This window comes from Falsigemmobacter faecalis (assembly GCF_003863335.1).
Taxonomy (GTDB): Bacteria; Pseudomonadota; Alphaproteobacteria; order Rhodobacterales; family Rhodobacteraceae; genus Wagnerdoeblera; species Wagnerdoeblera faecalis.
The window spans coordinates 24,351-41,952 of record NZ_RRAZ01000016.1 but is presented as its reverse complement, the minus strand read 5'-3'; the positions used below and the strand labels follow the sequence as shown (position 1 = coordinate 41,952).

The following is a 17,602-nucleotide window of genomic DNA, read 5'->3' as shown; positions in this document are numbered from 1 at the left end:
TGGGGCTCAGCGCAGACCTCTCACGGCGACTCTGAGTAGTGCTGGCCAGGGAAAATAGCCTCGCCAGCAGCAGCGACCGCAGTGAGGTTTAACCTCGATCAATCAAATCTCAGGCGTGGCACAAGGGCCAGCCTTCTGCTCAGTCGCCCGTGCCATTTTCTCAGGCCCACAATGGGGCAGTTTCGGTCGGTTTCATGACGAGTTGATCTGCTCGGGTCTTCTCGAGAGGTTCCTCCGTGTAGCCTACGGCCCTCATTAGTCGCGCTCGTGCGCTTTGAATGACAGCAGAGGGGTGGATAGTGGTCGTCCGCTGCCCCCCTAATTGTTAGGCGCGGCAACCGGAAGAAGATTTACAGAATCCTAGCCTTGGCGCTACCGTGATCCGAAATACTAAGAGCGAGATTTACGTGGAGGGGTTGTGTGATCAATTTTAGAAAAGGGAGCAAAAACGAATTTTCAAAACTCCCAGCTGATGCTGGCTTTGATGACCGGACTGAAATCATCCGGCGTCATCTGGCAGAGGTGTTCGGTTCCAAGAACCTTTCTTTTCTCATTGGTTCCGGTTGCTCGTCCTACATGCATGATAGCCATGAGTTTGGCATTCCTACTATGGGGCCGCTTGCGGGAGAGTTCCAGGCAACCCTTCACGGCATTCCTAGCCTTCCCTCCTCAGGCGCCTTTGTCACTATTGAACAACGAGATGCACTTAAGGACCGGCTTGGCATCGACCTAATGCACAACGATTTCCAGAAAAACCTTGAGCGAATGATGGAAGTCCTGATGACAGCGCAGCAGTTTTGCAAAACGAGTTCTAAGCCGGAGTTTCAGGAAGCTCTTGAAACCGTCGACGCCGTAATCGCAGGCGTTAAGAAGTTTATTCTTCAAAAATGCACTGACGGATGTTTTGCCCATGGCGATGAAAAAGTCGTCACACTCTACCGACGCTTTTACCAGTCGCTGGCAACACGCTCCCGCGGGCTTGCACCTCCGTGGGTATTCACCACCAACTACGACTTATTCAACGAACGGGCCATGGACCGATCCGGCATTCCATACTCCAACGGTTTCGCTGGCACGATCGAGCGCCGTTTCAACCCTTCCACATACCGTCGGGCCTTGGCTGAGCAGCTCGACATTTCTTCGAAAAGGTGGGCAGCGGTCGATGGATATGTGCATTTCTGCAAGCTCCACGGGTCTGTAAACTGGACGGAAGAGGAAACAGGACTTTTCCCAATCCGTGAGTCCGCTGAGAAGCTCGACCCTGCCAAGGACCGCGTCATGATCTATCCAACGCCCTCGAAGCAGGCAGCGAGTTTTGGTTCACCCTACTCAGATATGTTCCGTGAGTTCCAGCGTCAGATAGTTCAAGATCAAAGTGTCCTTTTTGTGATGGGATTTAGCTTCGGCGACGAGCATATCAACAACATTATTTTTCAGGGGCTTACCCTCCCAAGCTTCCGCTTGATCGCCTTTCTTAACCCTGACGATGCCTACAATCCGGTGACTAAAGAGCTCGCAGCGCTAGGAGACCCGAGGATTTCTTTCATCTGGGGCAACGACGAGGGGACGGGCAAGAAGGCTCATTACTTCGACAGTATTGTGCAGGACTTGGTGCCAACGAGTGCGGATCAGAAAGAAGAGCAGGCTATCGAGAAGGTCTTCAAGAAACTGCTTTCCAAGCAGCAGGGCGGCGAAAATGGCGAGGGATGATGCAAGCCGTGCCATAGGCAAGATCGTTAGCGTTTCAGCGGATCGCCTCGTTGTAGAGCTGCATAGGGGCAGCGACAACTTCACGGTCATTGGCTTCGATGATGTCCATTATATCGCGGCCCTAGGATCATATCTCATGGTATCGACCCAATCCGAGTATGTCGTCTTGGAGGTTGTCGGCCTTAGAGAAAAGGATTTTTCGCCGGCCTACGGGAACGGTCCAGAGATGGACAAAGCCACAGCGGCAAAGTTCCTAGACGTGGTTCCGGTCGGCTCTATGCCAGTCCAAGGAGGCTCATTCAAATTCGGTGTCTCGACGTTTCCACCGCTGTATGCAGACGCCCTTTATGCGCGTGACGAAGACCTCGACCGCATCTTCAACGTGGAACAGCCCTCGGATGAGGAAACCAAGACCGATGCTGACGGGGCGGCAAAGCAGGGGGTGGTGCCGCACACAATCGAGATTGGCACATCTGCAGTCTTCAAGGACTACCCTGTTAAGGCGCAGATTGATGCGCTGTTCGGCGGACATATTGCCGTCTTGGGGAATACCGGCAGTGGCAAATCCTGCACTGTCGCGTCGATTGTTCAGTCCGTATTTGATCGAGCTGAAGAATTCTGGGCGATTGGTGCGTCGTTCGTGCTTTTCGATGTGAATGGTGAATATCGACAAGCCTTTGAAAATATGCCGTGGCAGATTCAAGCGAGCTTCTTCAAGGCAACTAGTTCGGAGCTAGAAGTCGAAGGGCTAGAAGAAGGTTTCCTAGGCGCTGATTTGGTCGATCGCTTTCGTCTGCCGCATTGGTTCATGACAGTAGATGAATGGGCTCTTTTGCTGCGCGCGAGTGAAAAAACTCAACTGCCAGCATTGCGAACGGCGCTCGGGCTAACAACGCTATTTCAGGAAAATCCGGAAGATTCCGTGCTGGACGATCCTGTTGAAAAGGATGAATTGATTGAAATTCAGAACCATGTTCTTGCGAAGATCATCTATTCGATCCTGCACGGTGACGCTAGCTCACCCAGCAAAGTCGACCGAATCTTGGCGATATTGGGCACATTCTCGACCGATGAAATCAATAAATCCGTAGTCTCGCCTGGGCTAACTATCGACTTTGGGCAGTTCAAAGATGGCCCCAGACGGGAGACATCCATTAAATACGAGTCCCTTTTGGAGCTTTTGCAGAAGCACCAAAAAGAGGAGCCTGTTCTTCCAAGTTACGCAAATAAACCATTTTCGTTTGATAGGCTTCAAGATGCGCTCGACCTAGCTCTCTTTTACGAGGAGGCAAATGGAAACAAACAGATAAGAGACTATTGCTCACAGCTGGTGACGCGATTGAAGTCTGTATCGGATAATCCAGATTATGAGTTTTTGCGGGCATCTGTTGAATGCTTGCAGGATTATGACAGGGAGCCAACGCACTTCGTTGATCGTCTCCTTGGACTCGCACGGGAGGGGACAAAATACCGGAAAGAACGTCAAATCTGCATCATCGACCTAAACGATGCGTCGGACGAGATCGTCGAACTAGCCTCCGCAGTTGTTGCACGGCTGATCTTCGATCGGATGCGCCGAGCGACGTCCCGAAACAAGATGCCTGTCCATCTGATCCTTGAAGAGGCGCACCGCTACATCTCTGAGCGCCCGAGCCGCTTTGCCCTCGACGCGGGCATAACATTCCAGCGGATTGCCAAAGAAGGCAGGAAATACGGCGTTTTCTTAATTGTGGCTTCACAACGGCCAAGTGAGCTCTCGAAAACGGTTCTCTCGCAATGCAACAACTTCATCATTCATCGCATTCAAAACCCAGACGATCTCTCGCAGATTAAACAGATGACACCATTTATTTCGGAGACAGTTCTGAAACGGCTGCCGTCCTTACCTAAACAGCACGCACTAATCTTCGGAAGTGCGGTGAAAATTCCGACCACTTTCCGCGTCAGGGATGCGGATCCCAAGCCCAACAGTGATGACACTCAGGTTCGCGAGCTTTGGTATGTCCCCCGAAACCCCAGTTTGCATTGGAAAGTATAATTTTTCAGACTTCCGTTTCAATCCTTCGATAGCATGCGGGGCAGCTGAATGCGCGTTCGATATTTAATTAAGAATTGACGGAGCGCATTGCGGTATCGAGGAGGGAGCGTGCGGCGCCTATGAGCCTATTACGTTGACTGGCCCGCCGCAAACTATTGTGAGAGACGCATGTTTCTCGTAGCCAAGCGGCAATGCCGATATAAGCCTTAGCGAGAAAGCAATTCCGAGAAGAGTTCATCCTCTGTAGGAATCGCCCTTCTGTGCAAAATGGCTCGAACAGCGTTCTTTAGCAAATTCCAAGCACGCATCCATTGATCGGCACTCGCAGAACTCAATTCTCCATGAGTGATTCCGCTTCGATCTTTGTAGCTCTTCTTAGCCATAGTATAAATTTCAGAACGAGAAGCGATTGGACCACAGAGTTCTGCCAAAGAAAGCGACATCCTAAATGATAACTCCGGGCCTTTTCCAAAAACGGACTCGAGCGCTTGCCAAATTGAAAGGATTGAAGATGACTGGTCGGGCATCAATGGAGCTTTGGCAAGCGCTGAACGCAGTATCGAAGCTTTGACATACTTCGCTTCAATTTCTCTCCAAATTTCCACTGCCTCAGCGGCTTGGATAAAATCGTCTCTACCGACATTCGCTGAGTAGCACATCCTTTCTCCTTGGATTACAGAGAAAGTAAGATCATGCGGCCACCCTTCTACTCGCGCGCTTTTTGCTGTAATACCACTGCGTAAACCCTCTGGTAGTTTGTCTTTGAGGGCATCGGAGCTTCTATAGTTAATTCCGGCATATTCGTTCATTGAATGACTGGTTGCGAACGGCGCGACTGTTGGATTGATATTTAGTAAATACAACATTGCTTGGAATGTTGAGATAATATCCTTTGCCGCGGCATAATCTATTGCGTCGACCGACACCTCCAGATTGGCCTTCGGAAGGAAGATCTGAATGAGCTCCGCGGACATCCGTATCGGATGCTTTTCAGCTATTAGAGAATGCAAATCAAAAATAGAAACATCCCATCTACGCGGGTGCAACCCAAAGGGTGCGTGGAGAACCTCTTCTGATGAAGAGGGGATTAGAAAGAGATGGGGGAAGTAAAAGCGCGTCATCGGAATATCCTCGTCAAAGCTACAGCCTCTGTGGAGGGCCTGCGCTTTCGCGTGCTCCACCTTCGTCTCGTGTCAAAGCCAAACTACTTTGGTGCTTGCTGAGGAGCAATCTGGACGGCATATCTGAGAACACTGTGAAGCAGCATTTTGTCCACGCGACCGTCCGCTAACCGTCGATAGTAACAGCCGCACCCTCATGCAAAGAGTGAGCGGCTATCACGGGTCCTTTTGCGCCCCACGGCTCGATTTCGCGTTCAGCGACAACAGATCAGATGCGGCTGAAAGTGGTTAACGCGACTTTATGCGATCACCTCGACATCCCTCGGATAGCTACGGGACTTGAGTAATCACTCGCCAGAGACGTTCGCATGAAAAAACTAACCTGATTGCGCCGATGCGGCAGAACCCCAGGCTTTTCTAGCGCGGCCAGATCTGACCGCAGCCAGATCATGCCGTAGTCTTGGCCATCTGGCGAAAACGGCACGATCCCATACTGCTGGAGCCACGCGCATACGTCACGTTTGTTCGTTCCATAGAGGTCCGAGACTTCACCCACGGTTACGTATTTCAATTTGAACGCTTGGACATCCTCGTCCGAGAGCCAAGCGGCAAACCGGCCACCTGATATTATTTCTCTCCGGGTTGATGGCGTATGGCCGTCTCGAACAAGTTGCGGAAATCCCTGGCCGCGCGGCACGAGGCCCTTCGCCGCAACCTGGCTTATTGAGAGCAATTTCGGTGGGGCGGCATCAATCGCCGTGTCAGCGCCCAAGGCCCAGGCTTTTGCCTCGGGCAAACACAGCCTGAAAGTTTCCAAGCCTCGGCCATCCCCGCCTGCGGCTGAAGATTGATCTATGTAAATCTTGATCTTGCCGGCAACTACAGCACCAAGCAGTTCTCCGATTGCCTTTTGAACGCGAACCGCGATGTAGGCCAGCGGCATCATGTCTGGGCTCGGCACCGCGCACGTGATTGCACTGGCATGCAGGGTTTCCAGAAGCTCCACCCAATCTTGCAACCTCCAGCACGCACGTGCCTCGGAGGCCCTGCGATGACGAGTGACAAGGCCAGAGGCAACCACGGATTCGAACTGATCGCGAGAGAGGCCAAGGAAATGCCTGACCCGCGATGTCGTAGTCAGTGCCCCTTGCCTCGCAGAAGCAAGAGACTGCGCCTGTCGTGCATTCTCAGCGTAATCATCCAGCCCGTCCAGGGTAGCTGCTCCTGCTGCCGCTTTGCGAACCTCCTCTGGGGTAAATATGCGGCCGATACTCACGGTTCTCTTATCCCCCGGGGGGAAGAGTGACGCCTCAAGCATGATGCGCATTCGCCGCGGTGAGACACCAACCTCTGCTGCAGCGCTGTTGAGCGTATGGTATATTCGCTGCTTGACCGGCTCGCCCAGAAGTATCTCGCCTTCTCCGTAGGCCCAGTGCTTCAGACAGATCTCGCGTAGGATGGAACGAAACGGCTGATAGCCGGCCTCAGGCGTCTGCCCCCAAGATAGCTTACGGAACAGATGTTTGAACGCGGCAGCCGGACTGGACTTTGTCAGGGCGAGATCAGTTAGGGCATCGCTTATGGCAGCAGCGCCACCAGTCATCACCTCATAACCGACCTGCTGGGCAAGCCGCATCTGCTCGACGGAGGTGGCAGCGTCCAGTGACAAGGCCAGAATATCCGCTCCGAACAACGGCGCCAGAGTAATCGTGGCGTGAAGACATTGCTGATCGAGCCAGCTGTCACTGCTTGTGCCTGCCAACCTGCTGTCCTGCCAATGCTCAAAGCTGGTCGGGATTATCTCGGATTTCTCAGGCTCAGCGGCCCAAAGACCAGGCAGGAGTTCAGCAATGTTCTGACCGATGTCGTAGCGCCTCGTCATCATGGTCTCGCTCCACAGCGTGTCCAAGAGACGGCTATGCCTAAGACATACGAAACAATCCCTGAGCTGCCAGTGTCCGCGGTAGACTGCAGAGGTCAGAGGCCTGGCAAGGTGGCCGGCCATGATATCGTCGCGCAGGCATGCCATGCAGCCGCGCACGACCGGGTTGCGAAGCGATCGGGTGTTCATCACCGCATCTGCGAAAACAAGGTGGGTCTCGTCAACGCCAACGCCTGTCCAGCGCAGCAGCATGTCCACAGCCTCGGAGCGCAGCCCGGTTATCTGCTTAAAATCCTCAAGCGCTGCGGACCGCTCAGGTCGCGCACAAAAATTTCTGCCAAGCCCGGCATCGTTCAGGAACGTGTTCACGCTCACACCGAAGCTGTGCGCAACGCGCGACACATAGGATGGGAGTGTCTCCCTCTCCACTGGAGCCGGAAGATAACTGGGCAAAGAATTCATGGCAGTTCCACCAAATCTGGACCACGCCCGCAATGGACAATGAGATTTACGCAGGCTTCCCCAAAACCCAAGACCTGCCTATGAGATTTTTGCGATTTTGGCTGCGCTGGCGATTTCATCGAGAGATAGGAACCGCGCGTCAGCCAGCTGGAGCATGCGAATGAGATAACAATCGCATGCTCCAGCTGTTTTATCGCATCCTGTGACCCATGGCCTTAGGGCGGGCGCGCCGTCTTCTGTCACCTTAAGGCGCGGGCTGCCTGACCAAGGTGGCAAGGGCCAGCCACGACATATTGACGGCAGAAAGAAACGATCACATCGTAAGGGCATACCGCAGCGCCTCCGTGAAACGGGCGCTGTCAGGGCCTGTCCTGTGCGGCGCGGGCAATCGCATGAGCCGTTCATGATAGAAATCCAGCTGACGGTCGTTGAGGATCTCTTCGAGCCCCTGTGAGAAGTGCTGCACGGGAACAGGCGCCAGGCCTGCGACCGCGAGCAACCTGTTGAGCCAGTGCGTTTCAAATTCAGGCTGGTCGCTGAACACCATGCAACTGCTGAGGTCGGGGTAGAACAGCCGTGCTACGTCGACAGCTGGCGGGGCACCGTCACGTGCAAATCGTTCAGGGCAATCCCATGCACCTTTTGCGCCGCCGGGTTCCAGTCATCCAGATCCCAGGTCGGGTCAGGCCTGATGAGCGATGAACGCGTAACAGTCTGTCCATTGATCAGTCGAGAGCAGCCGATCTCGATCGGCCACGAGTTCTGCGAGAGCGAGGAGGCCTCAAAGTCCAGGAACAGCAGTGTAGTGGTATCAGCAGAAAGGCTCATTCTATCTCTCCGATCCCGCCCAATTGCGGATGAGATGTCCCTTGATCGGCCGCCTGCAAGTATCGCTGCGCTAATGGCAAAATGGCGAGAGCTGTCGGCCGTTCATCGAGCAGCCGTAGTGCGCAGTCCACCTCCCGTGGAACGACGGCGTCGCCGGCCTCATAGCGGCGAAACGCTTTCATGTCGGCGCAGATGATCTCACCTGCCATCACCTGAGTGACGGGCCTGCCGCCAAGCTTCAGTCGGCGCCGGATCCGCCGAACCTCTGCGGGGGTGAGGAAACCCTCTGCCTGCGCCTTCAGCTTATTGAAGATCCGATCATAGAACTTGCAATCGGCCGGAGTGAGCACTCCCATGTCCACCAGCGCGGGATCTTCGGGAAACCAACCGGGCAGATTTGCGGTCTCTGACGTCTCGCCATAGAAGACTGCTACGGGCCTGACCGCACGGTAGAGCGCGATGCCCGTTTCGGGATGTTTCATGCTTTCCGGCGCTTTGCTCATGTCGGCTCCTTTCTGAGGCGTTCCTCACGGCCCTTCGGGGTCAGCGCCTGGTCCGGGGCTCAACATCCTGCCAGTGCTTATGCGGTGGGAGTGTTTTCATGCGAGCAAGCGCATCACGCAGCGTGATCGGCTGGTAATCCCAAACATCGACGCCGGCATTGATGCTGTTGGCACTGCCCTTCCAACTGCCATGCACATGGCCGAAGAGATGCACCGCGCCTTTGCGTGCGCCCTCCCATGTCATCATCGGATAATGGCAGAGGATCACCGGCAGATCAGATCCCGGATCATGAACTTCGGCGATATGCGCCACGCTGGCCCAGGGGAGATCCCTTGTCATCGGGCCATCATGATTGCCTATGATGAGATGCTTCTCGGCTCCCGGCAGTTGACCGAAGATCTGCCACAGCCAGGCCTCATCCTTTGCTTTGGGACCAAAGGCGAAATCGCCAATGATCCAGAGCTGATCCTCGGGCAAGACCTTGCTCCAAAGGGTCTCCAGCAGGCTGGCATCCATGTGCTGCACATCCCGGAACGGGCGCGCAGCATGGGACAGGATGTTGTCATGGCCGAAGTGCAGGTCGGCGGTATACCAGACAGCCATCATCCAACCCTTTCAAAGCGCTGTGCCAGGACATCCGCTCTGAACTTTCTGAGTTGCTCGGCGGAGAGATCTTTCTCTGCTTCCCGGAACACAAGTATGGCTGCACGCCCCAGATCAGACAGCGTCAGTCCCATGGTTCCCGCAAGATCCCGGATCGCAATGGCCTGCTGAGGTGAAAGACTCAGCCGCAGTTGCTGGGTCGGAACCTTCAGGTTTTTCACCCTGGCGCGCTGCAGGATGGATGAGATCTCCGCCTGAAAGGCCGGTAAGGCGTTGGTGATCCGCTCGCGCAGGGCCGGATCCTGGGACAACTGCCGGAACGCGTAGATCAGGGCAGAACCCCTGCCTTCAGGCACCAGCCGGCGATGAATTTGAGCGAGCGCCGCATCGAAGATTTCCATCTCTGCCCGACTGACCATCAGCCTGACAGGTGGCGTTGTTTTCTCCAGCCAGTAGCGGATATGTGGTGAACTCTGCGCCGGGATCAGCACGACTGTCCCACAGTGATCACAGGTCCCGCTCAGAATACCTTTTGCGCTGCCCGGCATCTCTCGAAAGGGCACATCGCGGTAGCAGTAGGTTACAGGAACAACCGTGGCACAATCCTGACAAACGGCCCGACCGGTGTCTCCGGCCTGCAATATCCTCCGACGTGTCATGATGATCTACCTTGGCAGTTGCCCCACTCCTGAACGCTAGACCTCATCCCAAAAAATCTCAACAAGTTAACCTATTCAACCACTTACGAAGCGGCTCGGAAGTGGGAATTAGATTTTCCTGCTCCCTAACCTGAGCGCTTATTCACCCAAACTGCGCTTACGGCGCTGATATATTACGAGAAACTAAGGGGAGATGCTCAGAGGTCCGGAGCGCCCCTGGGGCCATCCAAACTTCCGTTAAGCGTTACGAAGCGGCTCGCGTTGCTCTTTGCATTTTGAGCACGTGACCATACTTCACCCAAGGGGGGGGCTGAGCTGCCGGGAACCACCAGCGAGCGCATGCGTCTGATTCGTGACCTGCGATAGTTAGGCCTGACTGGTGCGTGAAATGTGCTTCAGCGATGGGCGTCGCGCCTGCTACTCGGATCGGATGGGATGGTGGTAAGTCTGTGCTCGCTATCAGATTTGATCTTTCACTACATACATCTTCCCTACTGCCGTGCCTTGGCACCCGAAGCCACTGATCACAAATGCTGAGGCGTAGAAATATTAGGCTCCAGGCTAATTACTTTTAGAGCCAGAAGGGGACAGTTGCGGCAAGTGGTATGGCCGAGAGAAATACGACGGGGCACCTGTAGTATCGGATCGCAACGCGCCGCCAATCCTTGAGTCTGCCGATCATGATCATCGTCTCGTCAGCAGCCTCGGCGGCCAGGCCAGTAATGATGCGATTGAACACACGGATCCGGCTCCAGCGCTTCCAACGGTTGTAGAGCGTCTTTGCCGGGCCGTATTCGTATCAGCGCAAGTTATTGCGATTTATGAATATTATGCCAGGCAAAACACGGCGATCAACAAGGTGAGGGCGACCGCGGGACTTCTGAAAAACGGATCAAGACGCGCCATTTTCTCATCACTGGGCCAGAAAAGATCACTCATCATTGCCTAATCAATGGGTCCTAACCATAGGCCGCCGATCGCAGCGAGAGGTCGCAGTGAACACGTCAAGGAGACTTTTGGCGCAACGGTCGCGGACAGATCAGGAGAACCAGATGTGCAGCACGAACAATCGAGCTCGCGGCGTTGATTTGGACCTTACCGCGAACACCATGCGGGCTCGTAGCATCCGATAGCCACGCATCGCTCATGTGGTTTTCCGCAGGCTTCAGAGCTCCATGCGAACTCTCTTTCCCCCCGAAAGGAAGGAAAATCTCGCCAGAATTCTGCAGGTGTTCGGGTCATCCCAACCTTCTGTATTCGGCCCGGCCCGCTTCGCAGCGGGCCGAGGGGTATCAGGCCCGCACGACCAGGACGGGGATTGCGGAACGGGTGACAACCTCGGTTGCCTGACTGCCAAGCAACATCCGCTTTAGCCCGCGCCGCCCGTGAGAGGCCATACAGATGAGATCGCAACCAAGTGCCTCGGCGCGCTCTAAGATAGCATCAGCAGGCGTGGCATCGGGCACGTGCAGGGCCGTTACAGAAACGCCCGCATGTCTCGCACGCTCTGCGGCGGCCTCAAGGATCCGCTCGGCCGTTTCACGCTGCGCCTGATCATAGCCCTCAAGCACCGCCACCGGCGTGTATGACCCGGCCCCCATCGCCGCTGCTACAATCGGAAAGGGTGGCGTCACTGTCAGGATCGTTACCGCAGCGCCGATGCAGGATGCCAATGTAAGGCCATGCTCAAGGCCAAGGCCCGCGTTCTCAGAGCCATCGGTGGTGATAAGGATGTGCTTATACATGAGAAACCTCTTGAGGTTGGGAGGAGGGATGCGAGGGCGCTTTTCGCGCCGCACCGAGATCATTGCGGATCGGATCAGCAAGGAGCCGTAAGCCGTTTAGGACCACGAGAACGGTGCCCCCCTCATGACCGATGACGGCAAGCGGCAAGGGTAGGTCGAAGAAGAGCGCTGAGATCATCAAAAGCACCATCATCGCCAGAGCAAAGCCAAGGTTCTGCCGGATGATCCGGCGTGTGCGCAAAGCGAGCTTCCGCGCGGCGGCAAGGCGCGTCATGTCCTCGGACAGCAGGGCGACATCCGCGGCCTGCAGCGCCACCTCGCTGCCCGCGACCCCCATAGCGACGCCGACATCCGCCCGGGCAAGGGCTGCGGCATCGTTCACCCCGTCGCCGACGAAGGCCGTTCGGCCTTTTTCCGCAAGCGCGGCAACCAGCCTCACTTTGTCCTCAGGCAAGAGCTCGGCGTTGATTTCCGTATCTGAAAAGCCAAGCTCCCGTCCGATCCGCTCGGCGACCGGGCGGCGATCCCCGGTCATCAGGGCCAGATGCGCCACCCCCGCCGCACGCAGTTGCGAAAGCCCGGCGGCAGAGCTTGGCCGCGGGCGGTCTGCCACCGTAACACCACCGATCAGCTGCGCGCCGCGGCCGATCCAGGTGACGGTTTGGGCAGAGGCCTTCAGCCGCTGAGCCCCGGCGGTATCGGCACGTGCCCCCATCCGCTCCAGCATCCGCTGGTTTCCGGCCCAGATCGGCCCCTCTTCGTCGATCCCGGTGATGCCTTCACTCGGATGGGTCACCACATCCCGAATGGCGGCGGGGGCAAGCCCCTCGGCCTCTGCCCGGCGCCGGATCGCGGCGGCGATCGGATGCTCGGACTGCGCCTCCAAACCCGAGAGCAGCGCCAGCATGCGCCCCTCGGGGGTCTCTGAGGTGAGGTCGGTGACCTCTGCAACTCCGGTGGTCAGGGTGCCGGTTTTGTCAAAGGAAAAGCTCTTCACTTCTGCCAAGGCTTCAAGCGCCGCGCCACCTTTGAACAACACGCCGCCCCGTGCCGCAGCCGCCAGCGCCGACAGCATGGCGGCGGGCACCGAGATCACCACGGCGCAAGGGCTTGCTGCCACCAACAGCACCGCAGCGCGGTAGAGGGCGTCGGAGGCGGAAGCCCCCATCCCCCAGAGAACAACAAACGCCAGCGTGGCCCCCAAAAGCACGGCCACGGTGTAGCGCTGCCCGAACCAGGCGCTGAAGGTCTCGGACGGCGCGCGGGCGGCTTGGGCCTCGGTCACCATGTCGATCATCCGCGCCACGGTGCTGCTTTCGACGGTGGCGCTTGCGCGCATGGTCAGCACGGAATTGAGGTTGACCGTCGCCTCGAAAAGCTTCGCGCCGGGCGCCTTCGAGACGGGCATCGACTCTCCGGTGATCGTCGCCTCGTCGACCGTGCCTTCGCCGGTGACAAGCACGCCATCCACGGGCACGCGCGAGCCCGGACGCAGGACAAGCAAATCCCCCTCGCGAAGCGCCACGACGGGGATTTCCTCTGTCGCGCCCGTGGCGCTCAGCCGCAGCGCAGTCTCGGGGCGCAGCGCCATCAGCGCCTCGATCGCGCGGCGGGCGCGGCCCATAGCGCGATGCTCCAGCGTGCCCGAAATGCTGAAGAGTGTGAGGAGAACCGCCCCCTCCAGTGGGGCGCCTACCGCAAGCGCGGCCAAAGCCGCGATGATCATCAACAGGTCGATGTCGAGCACGTGGTCCTTGAAAAGTGCACCAAGCGCGCGCAGCCCCGTCGGAAGCCCGGCCGCAAGATAGACAAGTGCAAGCCCTGCCGTGAGCCAGATCCCCGGCAGCACGAAGGTGCCGAAGAAGGCGGCCGCCATGCCGAAACTCGCCGCAAGCGTGAGGGGAAGCATGAGGCGTTCTTCAAGACTTACAGGGGCGGTGCTGGGCATAGGAAGCTTCCTGTGTTGACACGCATGCGGCGGGTTCGGCGCATGAGGAGCCGATAATTCATTCCGTCCAACGTCGGCTATGACCCAGATCAATTGCAATGATCCGGTTCACCCTACATTGTTACCGGAAGTTTAAGGAAGTCGATTGCCTCGTCAGCGTTTCAATCCATCGAGCGCGGATGAGCGGTGAAGCTTTGGCGCGGCCTGGAATCTACAGGGTCAGATCGACAGTATGAAATTGGAGCGGGACGGCCATGACCTATCAGTCAGCCCATGAAGAAGTGCATTTCGTCAACCGCAGCGGTTGGTTGCGGGCCGCGGTGCTCGGCGCCAACGATGGGATCGTCTCGATCTCGGCGCTCATCGTGGGCGTGGCGGTCGCCAATCCTTCCGCAGAGGCGGTGTTGATTGCAGGCGCCGCGGGATTGGCCGCCGGGGCGATGTCGATGGCGGCGGGGGAATATGTCTCGGTCAGCTCACAATCGGATATTGAAGGTGCTGACATCGCCCGTGAGGTGCAGGCTCTGCGCGAGACACCCGCGGAGGAGGAGGCGGAACTGGCTTCTATCTGGGAGAGCCGAGGGCTCTCGCCCGCGACGGCAGCGCTTGTCGCGCGCGAATTGACCGAAGCTGACGCGCTTGGTGCCCATGTGCGCGATGAACTCGGCCTCTCTGAGGTGCATAGCGCCAATCCCTTACAGGCTGCCTTTGCCTCTGGGCTCACTTTCACTATGGCCGGAGCCGTGCCGATGCTGGCAGCGCTCGTCTCACCCGCAGAAACTGTCGCCGTCGTGGTTACTGTGACGACGCTGCTCGCGCTTGCAGTTCTCGGGGCTCTCGGGGCTTGGGCCGGCGGGGCCAGGCTGTTGCGACCGACACTGCGTGTGGTCTTCTGGGGCGGTGCCGCGATGGCAGTGACCGCCGCTATCGGCAAGCTCTTTGGGGTCGCGGTCTAGGCAGGCAGGGGGCTATCCCCCCTTCCTGGGGATCGGGGGAAAGGTATTTTAGAGTTCAAAAGGGCCCGGCTTAACGGCTCTGGCATTGTCGAAGATTTGGCTGATGAAACGGCTGCCTCTCTGTCAGCGGCGGAGGTTTGGGGGATCGCCAGCCTGCACAAGCCCATAGCTGAGGCCCTTGCCAATCCGGTGCGCGAGGGCTGACCAATTGTGGGCCTGATCGATTGTGAGGTTAGCAGCCAGCACTTTATCAAAGAGGTCCAGCCATATTGGAAACATCTCGGCGCGTATGTCTCCTGCCTTTTTGTGAACGATCATGGGGTTTCCATCGTAGCCCTGTTCGCGCAGGATCGCGTTACGCCAGAAAGACATGATCCTGCTTTCATGCTCTGACCAATCCGTGACGTGCCGTGCAAATACTGGCCCAAGAACTGGATGGTGGCGAATGTCTGCGTAAAAGCGCGCGACCACCACTCCGATTTCTTCGGCGGTAATCTCAAACCTACGCGCATTCATGCTGGCCCCCTTTCACCTGCCTCTGTGTCACGAGTGTTTCCTCTGCGCATGGCTTCTAACATGACCCGACCATCATAAGATTTCTGAACTCACATCAGAGATGTGCCAAATCCATTTATCGGATCTTGGCGGCCCGACGTGTAGCGGAATTTTCGCTAGATGAAATTGATCTGCGTCATATCTATAGTTTCGGATCCGTATGATCGTGCGCCTATGTCCCCGTCCTCGCCATAAGAGCACCCGGGGTCGGGAGGGTATTGTATGTCCAGCGTATCACGGCCCGCTGGTAGCGTCGGCATCGTGGTAGCTTTCCTTTAGGCGTTACCTGTTGCCGAGCATTCAGGCCGCTGAAGTGCTGGCGCGGGCGAGCCGCCCCGGCTTGATCATAAAGGAGTGAAAGGAGCTCTTCATGTCCAACACGCAGCGTTTTGAAGGTAAAGTTATCCTCATCACCGGCGCCGCCTCGGGTCTTGGGCTTGCGACCGCTCAGCGCTTGGCGACCGAGGGTGCCAAACTAGCACTCGTTGATCTGACGCCCGAAGGCATGGCAGCCGCCGTGCGCTCGCTTCCTGCGGGATCCGAGACTGTGACTGTCGCCGCCGATGTGGCGCAGCTCTCACAGGTTCAAGCCTATGTCGCGCAGACCCTGCAGCGCTTCGGTCGCATCGACGGATTTTTCAACAATGCCGGCATCGAAGGCCGCCAAAACCTGACCGAAGATTTCGGGGCCGAGGAATTCCATCGGGTGATCTCGGTTAACCTCGACGGCGTGTTCTTCGGTATGGCCGAGGTGTTGAAGGTGATGCGTCGTCAGGGCCATGGCGCCATCGTGAATTGCGCCTCGGTTGGCGGCATTCGCGGGGTGGGGCATCAGTCGGGCTATGCTGCAAGCAAACATGGCGTCGTCGGGCTGACACGCAACAGCGCCGTCGAATACGGCCAGTTTGGCATTCAGATCAATGCAATCGCGCCAGGGGCGATTATGACACCCATGGTTGAGGCCTCGTTGCGGCAAATGGGGGGCGAAGATTGGGAAAGCGTGGGCAAGACGTTCGTAGAGCCGAACCCGATGCGCCGGTTCGGTAAGCCGGAGGAAGTCGCCGCGCTGACCGCGTTTTTGCTGTCGGGCGAGGCGCAGTTCATCAATGGAACCGTGATTGAGATCGATGGCGGGCAGTCTAACAAATATTGATCCGCAAGCGCGCCGCCGAGACTGAGCGGGGGCGATAGGCGGCGCCACTTAGCCCAGACCGGCCAGCGCGGGGTTACGCGCGGCAAGGCGAGCTGCCAAAGGGTCGGAGACCAAAGGACAAATGGAGAGCGATATGAAGTGGACTTTGAGTGTCGGCTTGGGCGCAGCGGGGCTGGCCGTGCTGGCAGCCTGCGCGCCGCTACCCCAGAACAATCGGGCCGAGTCCGATTTCGCGACGTATTGCGCAGGCTGTCATGGCGCGGATGGAGCGGGCATCGCGGGGGTCAAGGCCACCAATCTGACTACGCTGTCGAGCAAGAATGGCGGCACCTTCCCGCGTCTTCAGGTGATGGGCAAGATTTACGGCTATACGATGGGCCGATCCGCTTCGGACATGCCCGAATTCGGCCAGTTGCTTGAAGGTGAAAGTGTGCCTTTTGATGCAGGTGATGGCACAATTACCCCCACCCCCAAACGCTTGGTTGAGCTAACGCGCTATCTAGAATCCATCCAGCAATAGGGCCCACGCCCCTACGGACCGATATCTGTGCGGCCTTCTCGGCATCGCTGACCTCATCGAAGTCGGCCGCACCGATAGTGTCAGAGCCATTTATAGTGCCTAGGGTCAGGAATCATAACCAGAACAATACGGTAGCTGCGAGGATAATTGCCTTTAGGAATACTTTGGGGCACCTGTCGTAGCGTGTAGCGACACATCTCCAATCCTTCAGTCTCCAAACGTCATCTCGATTCAGCCGCGGCGGCGATAGCGCCTCCGGACATGTTTGATCGGTGTTCCCCGAGACTTTCTTCCAGGGATAGAGGGCGTAATCCCTTTGTTTTTCAGGGCATCTCTGAACTAATCGGCATCATACCCCCGATCTGCGAGCAGGAAATCGGCTTCAGGAAACGAGCAGAACAGATCTGTTGCGCCGGTGTAGCCGCTGACCTGGACCGCGCTCAGAAAGTAGCGCAGGGGTTTGCCATTTCGATCGGTCAGAGCATGCATTTTCGTGTTGGCGCCGGCTTTCGTGCGGCCGATCAGGCGCCCGCACCCTCCTTTCTCAGCCGGAGGCTCGACGCGGTTCGATGGACCTTCAGATAAGTCGCATCGATCATCAAGGTGGTCGGATGGCATCTACCTGCGCCAGCCCCAGCATCATGCGCGCGAACACGCCGTGTCTCCCCATCGCTTCCAGCGGTTATAAAGGTTCTTCACAGGGGCAAATTCAGCCGGAGCATCCTTACAGCGTAAACTGTTGCGATTTATGAAAATAATACCACTCAAAATACGGCGGTCATCAGCGCGAGAGCGGGCGTGGGACTTCGGAAAAAACGGCTTAAGACGCACCATTTTCTCACCACTGAGCCAGAAAAGATCACTGATGAAGCAGGCCTCCTGACAAGAGCCTGCTCCATGAAATCATTGCCTAATCAA

General features: G+C 57.0%; 15 protein-coding genes and 2 pseudogenes. 5 read left to right on the top strand and 12 right to left on the bottom strand.

Translation table 11 applies throughout. The features are described 5' to 3' along the window. Positions 1-420 precede the first annotated feature (420 nt). Positions 421-1,710 (top strand): SIR2 family protein, encoded by a 1,290-nt coding sequence (locus EG244_RS12135; protein ID WP_233588999.1) that lies wholly within the window; start codon positions 421-423, stop codon positions 1,708-1,710. After that, a complete protein-coding gene (locus EG244_RS12130) occupies positions 1,697-3,748 on the top strand; it encodes an ATP-binding protein (RefSeq protein ID WP_124965262.1) in 2,052 nt (683 codons plus the stop codon). Before EG244_RS12135 ends, EG244_RS12130 begins: the two co-directional genes overlap by 14 nt. A gap of 206 nt (positions 3,749-3,954) precedes the next feature. Here EG244_RS12130 and EG244_RS12125 read toward each other — a convergent pair whose 3' ends face one another. The 10 genes and pseudogenes from EG244_RS12125 to EG244_RS12080 all read right to left on the bottom strand — a co-directional run bounded on the left by EG244_RS12125 (position 3,955) and on the right by EG244_RS12080 (position 13,461). Beyond that, positions 3,955-4,869 carry a HEPN domain-containing protein gene (locus EG244_RS12125; RefSeq protein ID WP_199737952.1) on the bottom strand — a complete coding sequence of 305 codons (915 nt, stop codon included), beginning with the start codon at positions 4,867-4,869 and terminating at the stop codon, positions 3,955-3,957. A 307-nt stretch (positions 4,870-5,176) separates the two neighbouring features. Further along, on the bottom strand, positions 5,177-7,213 hold the full coding sequence (locus EG244_RS12120) for a TniQ family protein (protein ID WP_124965261.1): 2,037 nt from the start codon (positions 7,211-7,213) through the stop codon (positions 5,177-5,179). A 313-nt stretch (positions 7,214-7,526) separates the two neighbouring features. Then, the gene (locus tag EG244_RS12115) at positions 7,527-7,760 is read right to left on the bottom strand and encodes a hypothetical protein (protein ID WP_124965260.1); all 234 of its coding nucleotides are present in this window, start codon (positions 7,758-7,760) and stop codon (positions 7,527-7,529) included. Between the two features lie 32 nt (positions 7,761-7,792). Then, on the bottom strand, positions 7,793-8,041 hold the full coding sequence (locus EG244_RS12110) for a 3'-5' exonuclease family protein (RefSeq protein WP_124965259.1): 249 nt from the start codon (positions 8,039-8,041) through the stop codon (positions 7,793-7,795). After that, positions 8,038-8,544, bottom strand: a complete 507-nt coding sequence (locus EG244_RS12105) for a type II toxin-antitoxin system MqsA family antitoxin (RefSeq protein WP_124965258.1) — start codon at positions 8,542-8,544, stop codon at positions 8,038-8,040. The genes EG244_RS12110 and EG244_RS12105 overlap by 4 nt, the downstream gene beginning before the upstream one ends. 40 nt (positions 8,545-8,584) lie before the next feature. Beyond that, on the bottom strand, positions 8,585-9,148 hold the full coding sequence (locus tag EG244_RS12100; RefSeq protein WP_124965257.1) for a metallophosphoesterase: 564 nt from the start codon (positions 9,146-9,148) through the stop codon (positions 8,585-8,587). Then, complete coding sequence (locus EG244_RS12095; protein ID WP_199737950.1) at positions 9,148-9,807, bottom strand: hypothetical protein; 660 nt, start codon at positions 9,805-9,807, stop codon at positions 9,148-9,150. Before EG244_RS12095 ends, EG244_RS12100 begins: the two co-directional genes overlap by 1 nt. A gap of 571 nt (positions 9,808-10,378) precedes the next feature. Then, positions 10,379-10,746, bottom strand: a pseudogene (locus tag EG244_RS12090) (transposase). A 353-nt stretch (positions 10,747-11,099) separates the two neighbouring features. Beyond that, the gene (locus EG244_RS12085) at positions 11,100-11,552 is read right to left on the bottom strand and encodes a universal stress protein (RefSeq protein ID WP_124965255.1); all 453 of its coding nucleotides are present in this window, start codon (positions 11,550-11,552) and stop codon (positions 11,100-11,102) included. Next, positions 11,545-13,461 (bottom strand): heavy metal translocating P-type ATPase, encoded by a 1,917-nt coding sequence (locus EG244_RS12080; RefSeq protein ID WP_233588998.1) that lies wholly within the window; start codon positions 13,459-13,461, stop codon positions 11,545-11,547. The genes EG244_RS12085 and EG244_RS12080 overlap by 8 nt, the downstream gene beginning before the upstream one ends. A 293-nt stretch (positions 13,462-13,754) precedes the next feature. Here EG244_RS12080 and EG244_RS12075 point away from each other — a divergent pair, with 293 nt between their 5' ends. Beyond that, positions 13,755-14,456 (top strand): VIT1/CCC1 transporter family protein, encoded by a 702-nt coding sequence (locus EG244_RS12075; protein ID WP_124965253.1) that lies wholly within the window; start codon positions 13,755-13,757, stop codon positions 14,454-14,456. A gap of 123 nt (positions 14,457-14,579) precedes the next feature. Here EG244_RS12075 and EG244_RS12070 read toward each other — a convergent pair whose 3' ends face one another. After that, positions 14,580-14,972 (bottom strand): group III truncated hemoglobin, encoded by a 393-nt coding sequence (locus tag EG244_RS12070; protein WP_124965252.1) that lies wholly within the window; start codon positions 14,970-14,972, stop codon positions 14,580-14,582. A gap of 409 nt (positions 14,973-15,381) precedes the next feature. Between EG244_RS12070 and EG244_RS12065 the strand changes: the two genes are divergently transcribed. Further along, positions 15,382-16,164, top strand: coding sequence for a glucose 1-dehydrogenase (locus EG244_RS12065; protein ID WP_124965251.1), 783 nt, complete (start codon positions 15,382-15,384; stop codon positions 16,162-16,164). 133 nt (positions 16,165-16,297) lie between these two features. Then, the gene (locus EG244_RS12060; protein ID WP_199737948.1) at positions 16,298-16,684 is read left to right on the top strand and encodes a c-type cytochrome; all 387 of its coding nucleotides are present in this window, start codon (positions 16,298-16,300) and stop codon (positions 16,682-16,684) included. Between the two features lie 112 nt (positions 16,685-16,796). Here the strand turns inward: EG244_RS12060 and EG244_RS12055 are convergent. Further along, positions 16,797-17,551, bottom strand: a pseudogene (locus EG244_RS12055) (IS5 family transposase). Positions 17,552-17,602: the final 51 nt, after the last annotated feature.